The sequence below is a fragment of the Microcystis sp. M109S1 genome (genome assembly GCF_020247025.1).
Taxonomy (GTDB): Bacteria; Cyanobacteriota; Cyanobacteriia; order Cyanobacteriales; family Microcystaceae; genus Microcystis.
In genome coordinates this window covers 1-8,090 of sequence record NZ_JADBRW010000393.1, presented here as the reverse complement: position 1 = coordinate 8,090, position 8,090 = coordinate 1, and the positions used below count along the sequence as shown (strand labels likewise).

10 protein-coding genes are annotated in these 8,090 nt (G+C 43.5%); 2 read left to right on the top strand and 8 right to left on the bottom strand.

What is annotated here, in order from left to right; translation table 11 throughout:
- A partial coding sequence (locus IM322_RS23520; protein ID WP_353737100.1) for a helix-turn-helix domain-containing protein occupies positions 1 to 45 on the bottom strand: 45 nt, incomplete at its 3' end.
- Positions 46 to 211: 166 nt separating this feature from the next.
- On the opposite strand from IM322_RS23520, the gene IM322_RS19475 reads away from it, so the two are divergent.
- On the top strand, positions 212 to 1,441 hold the full coding sequence (locus tag IM322_RS19475; protein ID WP_287672887.1) for a class I SAM-dependent methyltransferase: 1,230 nt from the start codon (positions 212 to 214) through the stop codon (positions 1,439 to 1,441).
- On the opposite strand, the gene IM322_RS19470 is transcribed toward IM322_RS19475, so the two are convergent.
- The 5 genes from IM322_RS19470 to IM322_RS19450 form a co-directional block, all read right to left on the bottom strand.
- Entirely contained in the window at positions 1,418 to 2,404 is a 987-nt protein-coding gene (locus tag IM322_RS19470) for a DMT family transporter (protein WP_287672885.1), read from the bottom strand. The genes IM322_RS19475 and IM322_RS19470 overlap by 24 nt on opposite strands.
- A gap of 67 nt (positions 2,405 to 2,471) precedes the next feature.
- Positions 2,472 to 3,515, bottom strand: coding sequence for an AI-2E family transporter (locus IM322_RS19465; protein ID WP_287672884.1), 1,044 nt, complete (start codon positions 3,513 to 3,515; stop codon positions 2,472 to 2,474).
- A 29-nt stretch (positions 3,516 to 3,544) separates the two neighbouring features.
- Complete coding sequence (locus IM322_RS19460; protein ID WP_287672882.1) at positions 3,545 to 4,405, bottom strand: shikimate dehydrogenase; 861 nt, start codon at positions 4,403 to 4,405, stop codon at positions 3,545 to 3,547.
- Between the two features lie 65 nt (positions 4,406 to 4,470).
- Complete coding sequence (locus IM322_RS19455) at positions 4,471 to 4,848, bottom strand: hypothetical protein (RefSeq protein ID WP_286823745.1); 378 nt, start codon at positions 4,846 to 4,848, stop codon at positions 4,471 to 4,473.
- Positions 4,849 to 5,046: 198 nt separating this feature from the next.
- Complete coding sequence (locus tag IM322_RS19450) at positions 5,047 to 6,042, bottom strand: amino acid ABC transporter permease (protein WP_287672880.1); 996 nt, start codon at positions 6,040 to 6,042, stop codon at positions 5,047 to 5,049.
- Between the two features lie 85 nt (positions 6,043 to 6,127).
- On the opposite strand from IM322_RS19450, the gene IM322_RS19445 reads away from it, so the two are divergent.
- Positions 6,128 to 6,643, top strand: a complete 516-nt coding sequence (locus IM322_RS19445) for a single-stranded DNA-binding protein (protein ID WP_287672878.1) — start codon at positions 6,128 to 6,130, stop codon at positions 6,641 to 6,643.
- A gap of 379 nt (positions 6,644 to 7,022) precedes the next feature.
- Here the strand turns inward: IM322_RS19445 and IM322_RS19440 are convergent, their stop codons facing one another.
- Complete coding sequence (locus IM322_RS19440; protein ID WP_287672876.1) at positions 7,023 to 7,343, bottom strand: DUF433 domain-containing protein; 321 nt, start codon at positions 7,341 to 7,343, stop codon at positions 7,023 to 7,025.
- A gap of 214 nt (positions 7,344 to 7,557) precedes the next feature.
- Positions 7,558 to 8,037, bottom strand: coding sequence for a PIN domain-containing protein (locus tag IM322_RS19430; protein WP_287672874.1), 480 nt, complete (start codon positions 8,035 to 8,037; stop codon positions 7,558 to 7,560).
- Between the last annotated feature and the right edge of the window lie 53 nt (positions 8,038 to 8,090).

The following is an 8,090-nucleotide window of genomic DNA, read 5'->3' as shown; positions in this document are numbered from 1 at the left end:
TTGTTCGGGTGTGGGGTAAAATCGAAACGAGTAGGCTTTTTCCATGTCTCACATTTTAGCATATATTTGGTAAATGCGCTAGTATTTAACGGTAAAGCCGTCGTAGAACGACGGGGTTTCAGACCCAAAATTTTCGATGAGTCCGTGGCCTGGTGACAAGCGCGATAATTTATGATAAGGAAAAGGATTATAGTTTTCGGGAAAGCAAGGTATGGATTTACAGCAATTCTTAGAAAAACTGCCCCAACAGTATCAGGATTGGGGATCGCCTTTAATGTCGCCTATTTCCGAGCAATTAACCCTTTTAAGCCCAAAAAACGCCTCCTATCCCGATCTCAATCTCTTTCCCCTACTCAATCTAGCCGTTGCCTGTCTGCAACAGGACGAGGTTTACTGTCAAGTGGGTTGTTTTCGTCGCGGTAGTTTAGTCGCCGCTTTCTGGAATAATAGCGATCGCCGCGGTTATGGCGTAGAAGCTTTTTTTAAATACGATCCATCGGGAGAAAGACTAACTATATTATCTCAGGATTTGGAGGATTTTCAACTATCAGAACAGATATTTTTAAGCGATCAAGAAACGGAACCCTTTTTCGATGATCTGGAAGAATTAAACAGTGAAGAAAAGCTGGGGGTTTATTACTACGATGCTGCCGAAGACTATCGATCGCTCTTGATATCCTTACTTTTAGCCCAAAAATTCTGGTCTGATTCCGCTTTAATTATTATCAATAAATGTCAGCATCCTGCTCTCCAACAAGCAATAAAAGATTTTCTTAAAACCCATCCCCAAGCCCAGATAATTTTAGATGATCAAGTCGCTAATCACGGTTTGCTTGGTTTCAAAAATATTTGTTTATTAGCTTGGAATGCTCCCCCGGAGATAACAGCGCTAAAATCACCGAAAAAACTGGTTTTAAATGTGGGTTGTGGTCCCTATAATCCCGAAGCTTTACCCCAACTATTCCGCGATGGCAATTGGCAAGAAATTCGCCTCGATATCAATACCGCTGTTAACCCCGATATTTTAGGAACGATTACCGATTTAAGTGCCGTTCCCGATAACTCCGTCGATGGGGTTTTTTCTAGTCATAATTTAGAACATATTTATCATTACGAAGTTCCCATCGCCCTCGAGGAATTTAAACGCATTCTTAAACCCGAAGGCTTTTTGATGATCGTGGTTCCCGATATGCAAACTGCCGCCGAATTTGTCGCTAGAGGCGATATGGAAAATGAACCTTTATATATTTCTCCCGGTGGTCCCGTGCGTGCTTTATGGATGTTTTACGGCATGGGAACAGAAGTGCCTGGGATGCCCTATATGGCTCATAAAACTGGTTTTACCTCTCAAAATCTCAACCAGAAATTACAAGAAGCAAATTTTGCCAGAGTCGAGGTAATTCGGACAGAATTTGAGTTAGTTGCTTTTGGGTATAAGTGAGGAAAGATTAGCAAAAATTGCCCGCAATTGTGGGGCGATTCTTTCCCTTTGATTGATTAAATAAATACTAACGAGGGTTAAAGATACCCCCACCCATTGCAATACACTTAACATCTCACCGAGGAATAAATTCCCGAAAGTGAGGGCAAAAACCGGAGTTAAAAAAGTTAAAGAACTTAAACTGGTTAAATTGCCCTTGGCGGCTAAATAAAAGAATAATCCATAGGCGATCGCACTACCAAAAATAGTGGCATAACTTAAAGCTAACCAACCATTGAAATCGATATTCTGCCATTGATGGGATTCTCTGAAACCTGAAGCTAAAAATAGGGGCAATCCTCCTAAAATCATGTGCCATCCCGTGGCGCTGACGGGATCCGCATGACGACAGACAAACCGGATTAAGACTGTTCCCACCGCCATGGACAGGGAAGCCAAAAGCATCAGCATTTCGCCGCTATTTAGTAATTCCTGCCAGCTAAAGTCAATATTTACCGCTTTTTGTCCAAAAAAGTCATAAAACCATTGATCGGGCAAGCCAATTAAACTAATTCCCCCAATTCCTAAACCCAATCCCAACCATCCCCAGATACCGATAACTTCTTTAAATAGCCAACTCGACATTAAAGCCACCGCTAGGGGTTGGGAGTCAATAATTACCGATCCTAACCCCGCCCCGGTGCGATTTAATCCCAATGCCAGAAAACCTTGAAAAAGAGTGGCATCCATCAGAGCAAAAAGGGCAATCCATAGCCACGCTTGCAGGGTTTTGGGCTGAGGACGACCTAAAAACCAAGCTACTATTAAAACTAACATTCCGGCGGGGACAAGGCGAATTCCCGCCATAAATAGGGGGGTGGTGTGGGGGATAACACCCTTCATCGCTACCATCGCTGTTCCCCAGAGAAAAAACGGTGAGATAAATAAGAGGGGCGAGGATTTCTTTAAATCTAAGTTTTCCATAGGTAGCGATCGAGTGTTGTGGATAACAAATTTCCCTAATTGTATAGTAGAGACTGGGGAGCTGCTCTTAATGCTCTTGACTTTCTCCTAACTGATTTTCCTCTAAAGCTGTTATTTGTTTTTCTTCACTTGAACCGATCCAGATCGCGATCATCCCGGCGATGGGAATGGAGAGAAAAACCCCTAATAATCCCGCAACTCTTTCGCCGATAAAGAGGGATAAAAATAAAATTACTGGGTTTAATTCTAGGGCATTGCCCATAACTTTAGGGCGAATAATATTATCTTGAATTTGCACCAAGACAACACAGACAATAAAAGCTTTAACGGCAACTGCTAGTCCCTGGGAGGTAAAAGTCAAGATAGTTACCAACAAAATGCCCAGGGTTGCCCCGATACCCGGGATAGCATCGATAATACCGAGAATACCCGCTAAAATTAGCCCATATTTAATTCCTAATAGGGAAAAACTTATGAAACTTGTCACAGATAAAAAGAGCATTAACAACAGTTGCCCGCGAATAAATCCCAGAAAACTTTGTCGAAAAGACTTGGCAAAACGCTCCCGGTATGCTAGGGGGAGAAGTTGCAAAAAACTTCGCCAGAGTTTATCACCATCAATGAGCATATAAACACTGATCACCGCCCCGAAAATGACCGTAAAGACACTGGAAAAAACTCCTTGTACGATTGATAAACCCGTGGCTAAACCGGTTTGTAAGCTTCCCACCATTTTATTCAAATCTAATCGATCAAGAAAGTCTTGAAAGGGTAAAAAATCTTTTTGACCAAGGGCATCGGTAAGATTGAATAGTAGTCCTCTCCCCTGATTAACCGCTTCTAATCCTATGCCTGTGACTAATCTAAATAGGAGGATAAAAGCTACTAGGGTGGTAATGGCAATGGCTAGTCCTCTCGGTAGATAACGGGATAACCAAACCACGGGATAATTTAATAGAGCGGCCAGGACTGCCGAACCGGTAAAAATAGCGATCATCCCGTAGAAATAGTTAATTAAGATAATTAGACTCCAGCCACAGCCAAATAATAATAGATAGCGTACTAGAATCGAGTTATTCAGAGTTTTCCAAAAGGAGCTAGAAGGGGGCATAAATAAAGCCAGAAATAGGATTTTAGCATTTAGAATTGTTTTAACAAAGCTTCCCGCATGACCGAGACGGGGACGGGTTGACCTAACCAGATTTCTAGTGCGATCGCTCCCTGATTAACTAACATTTCTAACCCATCAATAATTCTTATCCCTCTAGTCTGGGCTAACCGGAGAAATTTGGTCGGCCGGGGATTATAAATTAGATCGTAGGCGATCGCCGATGGGGGTAAAAGGTCTAATAATTCTAACTCAACAGGGGATTGTTCGCCCTGGGGGGACATTCCGATCGGGGTAGAATTAATCAGGAGTTCTGTGGTGGATACCAGCCCCTCTAATTCGTCCCAGCTATGCACTTCTAGGAGGTCATAGAGGCTTGTATTCGCCCAACTTTCTTTAAAAGGATCTAATTTCTTTTGATTGCGTCCTACCACATGAATTTCGCCACAGCCCAACTGGGCGCAAGCCACCACTACCGCCCGGGCAGCGCCGCCATTGCCTAAAATAACTGGATTCACCCGACTCCAATCTTTGTCAAGGGATTTCAAGGGTGCGAGAAAGCCATCCACATCGGTATTCGTTCCCCGCCAACCGGTTTCCGTGCGCCAGACGGTATTAACTGCGCCTACTAGCCTTGCTTTCTCGGTAATTTGCGATAATAAGGGAATAATTGCTAATTTATGGGGAATTGTGACGCTAAAACCCTCTAGATCGATGGCGGACAAACCAGCGATCGCAGTTGCTAAATTTTCTGGGGCGATAGGTAGGGGAAGATAGACATAATTTAGCCCCAAAGCATCGATAGCGGCATTGTGCATGAGGGGAGAAAGAGTATGGCCGATAGGATCGCCGATTACGCCTAATAACTTGGTTTTTCCGTTAATAATGGTCATAAAAAAAGGTGGGCCTTCCCCACCAAAGTTTGATCTCAAGGGTAGCCAATGCTCACCCTACTATACTATTTCTTGATTTCGCGGGCCATTTTCAGGAAAGGATTGATACTGTCATCGTTAGTGCGACGACCGTTATCATTAGTACCGTTACCGTTACCATTAGCCTCGGAAGTAGCCGATTTTGCCACAATACCGTTATCGGTGACTTTGCTGACTTCCATAGAGGAAATCTGTTTAATCGATTCGCCACCCTTTTTATTCGAGGCAGTTTTCGGGAAAGTACGTCGGATCGTGATCGGTGTCCGCATAAAGTCGATATCACCGAGAGTTTTAGCGTCATCGGGTTCCAAGTAAAAAGCCTCTTTCGGTTCCGGTGCGCTCAGATCCATCGGTTCATCGACGTATTTCGTCTTATTGCCAAACAGGCCAAAGAATCCAGCCATTTTCTCCCTCTCCTAAATAAATATATTTACCATAAATTGCTGCTGATTGTTAAATAATATCAATATTTATGACAAAAAGCTAGGTAGCCATCTATCAGTGATCAGTGATCAGTAATCAGTGATCAGATGGGAGTTTTCAGTTCACTGATTACTGTTTACTGTTTACTGTTCACTGATAAAACTTCCCACACACCCCAATCAACGCTGTTCTAACCTACGACTGGCTAGGGACATAGAATAACAGAAAATCCAGTAAATAAAGGCCAAAAATAGATAAACCTCTGGATAATCGCCGATAAATTTCGGATTAGCTAAAACCGATCCTGCCATACCCAAGAGGTCAACCAGTCCCACGATCGCCAGTAGAGAAGTATCCTTAAATAAACTGATAAATTGACCAACAATAGCGGGAATGACCGCTTTTAAAGCTTGGGGTAGAACGATCAATAATAAAACGAAAATCGGTTTTAAACCCAAGGCTTTGGCCGCTTCAATTTGACCTTTGGGAATCGCTTGTAAACCACCGCGGACATTTTCGGCCAGATAGGCTGCTGCAAAAAGGGTAAATCCGGCGATCGCTCTGATCACCCGTTCTGGTCTAGTCCCGGCGGGTAAAATCAAGGGTAACATCACCTGGGCCATGAATAAAATTCCCAACAAAGGCAACCCGCGCAATAATTCGATATAGCCAATAGATAGCCAACGAATTGCCAGTAATTCACTCTGTCTCCCCAGGGCTAATAATACCCCCAAGGGGAAAGATAAAATCATACTGGCGATCGCTACTAATAAAGTTAAGATTAAACCACTGAGATCATCGAGAGGGATTGTCGTTAAAAATAATCCCCCCAATAGCAACCAAGCGATTAAAGGTAAAGTCAATAACCACATCAATCCCCACCAGCGTTGGAGAAAAGCGGGGCAATCGGGGAAGCGACCCCGGTTTAATTGCCAAGAAAACAGTGATAAAGCCGCAATTATCGTTAAAATCAGCCAAATCCGCCATATTGACTGTTCTGGATAACGACCGACCACAAATAAACCGATATTTTCCGTCACTACAGCCCATTTTGCCTGATTTATCGCCCAATCGAGAAAACTGAAACCACCCCAGAGGCTGAGAAATAGACCCGCAAGGGTTAAGATGACGTTGTACCAAGTGTTAAAGAGATTTTTTCTTAACCAGAGTCCCATAAAATTCCCCAACCTCCACAGTGGTGATCCTTGTACTTTTTCAGTACAATGGTGCTATTAGAAAAATTCAGACTAATTTTCGACCATGAACAGTTGCATTTTAATGGCTAAAATTGTCCGTCGTCCCGAATTACGTTATACCCAAGATAATCAAACTCCCTACGCTCAAATGTTAGTCGAGTTTTCTCCCAATCGTGCCGAGGCAACCCCGACTAATTTAAGGGCCGTAGCTTGGGGAAATTTAGCCTCAGAAGTCGCTCAGAACTATAATGAAGGTGATCAGGTAATTTTGGAAGGTCGTCTCTCCATGCAGACGATCGATCGTCCCGAAGGTTTTAAGGAAAAACGGGCCGAATTAGTCATTAGTCATCTCTATCATCTTGACGGCAGCATGAGTAGCGGGGAAATGGCAGCCCCGACTCCAGAAAAAGTCGTACCAATCAATACCTATAAATCTAATAAAACCGAGGTGGAAAAACCCGTCGCACCTGTCTCCACCGGGGATTTTGAATACGACGCATCCTATGAACTTTCTAACCCTTCCGCTTGGCAACCTAGCGACACATCAGTAGAGGAAAATTTAGACGATATTCCTTTCTAATCACCCCGACAGAATTAATTACAGATATTTTTCCCTTCTCTGTTCCGGCTTTCCCTCTTTCCAGAGTGTGAATTTAACTTTGTCATTCCTGAAATGGCACTGGTTGAATGATTTTGGCGGTCACTGTCCCGTAGTTGAGGTGGTGGTGTCGAGGTCGGGAAGTCCAGAAATATCTAGCGGCTAGAATTGAGACGGGGGCAAAAGATTATGGTAATTATAGCCTTCTTCTAGGAGATTAGAGTTTTTTAAGCACATATACTGATTAAGCGAGGGCGGTTTCTTTCACCCGGTCGGTGCGTATTGCGGTGGATTGCGCCAGTCACAATTGCCTGTCTGAGATCCGCATCAGCTTGAAAGCGAATTTCTGTCATACTGCTTTCTAATTCTGGGCTTGAGCTGCCTTCAATTTTTGGTACAGCAAAGGACTCTTTTCTCTACAAGACTGTTGTAGTCGCTGAAACTCGGCTTCACCCTTTTTCAGATAGGCATCCACAAGCTCTCGATTGGCCAGATAGAAAGCGATCGCGCCATAAACCTGTTCGAGGGAAAGGAGTGGGAAATTTTGGGCAATGCTTTCGGGCGATTCTCCGTTCAAGAAAGAATAGACAACTGAATCAAGAGAGATACGAGTTCCTTCGAGCCAATATTCTTCTTCTCGTTGCTCGATGTACTGTTTTGTCGGAATGGAGGCTAATTTCATAGGAGCAATGTTGCTGTTTAGCTAAAAGGATAGAGGATAAGCTGTTTATTTTGGGGTAATCCTAAGAGATGGCGAGCAGTATTTTTCTCGATTGGTTTATATCTTTGAATATCTAAGCTATTGGCAATTACTTCTATCCGTAAATCCTAAAATAGAGGACTATTTCTAACACAATCTGCTAATCATCGAATCCTACATTTGAGGCAGTCCTCTTTCAATTCTTCTCTTCTGAATGGAAATATAAGTGGACTCTATCTGATGTCCAAGTTGGAACCCCTGTTCCAAAGAAATCTTGATCTTCCGTCCAGATCGGGCAGTTAAAAAGAAGTGCGGTTGCTAAAATCGGCCAGTCATCAATATCTCTTTGTTTTATGCGTTTTATGGCCTCTGATTGATATTGGCTATAGAGCGAAGCTGGCACAACCTCTACAATGCTCGATATGCGGCCGAATCCTTCTCTGACAAGTGCCAGATCAAGTCCCTTGCAAGCGGCTATTTTGGGAATGTATTCTTCTGCATCCTCAAGACAGACATCGGGAGTTAGAAAACAAGCGTTGTCGCCGACAGATTGCATCAACCTCCCCACCTTCACCCCGAATACACTTCTTTTGACATCCTCACCGCCGTAAACGGACGGTGATTCCCAAACCTCACGATTTAGGTTTCTGCTTCTTTCCCTTGCGGGGTTCCGCACCTGCCTTAACAGAGTAAATCTGTTCTGGTCTTATGGTCGCTCTACAGACTGAC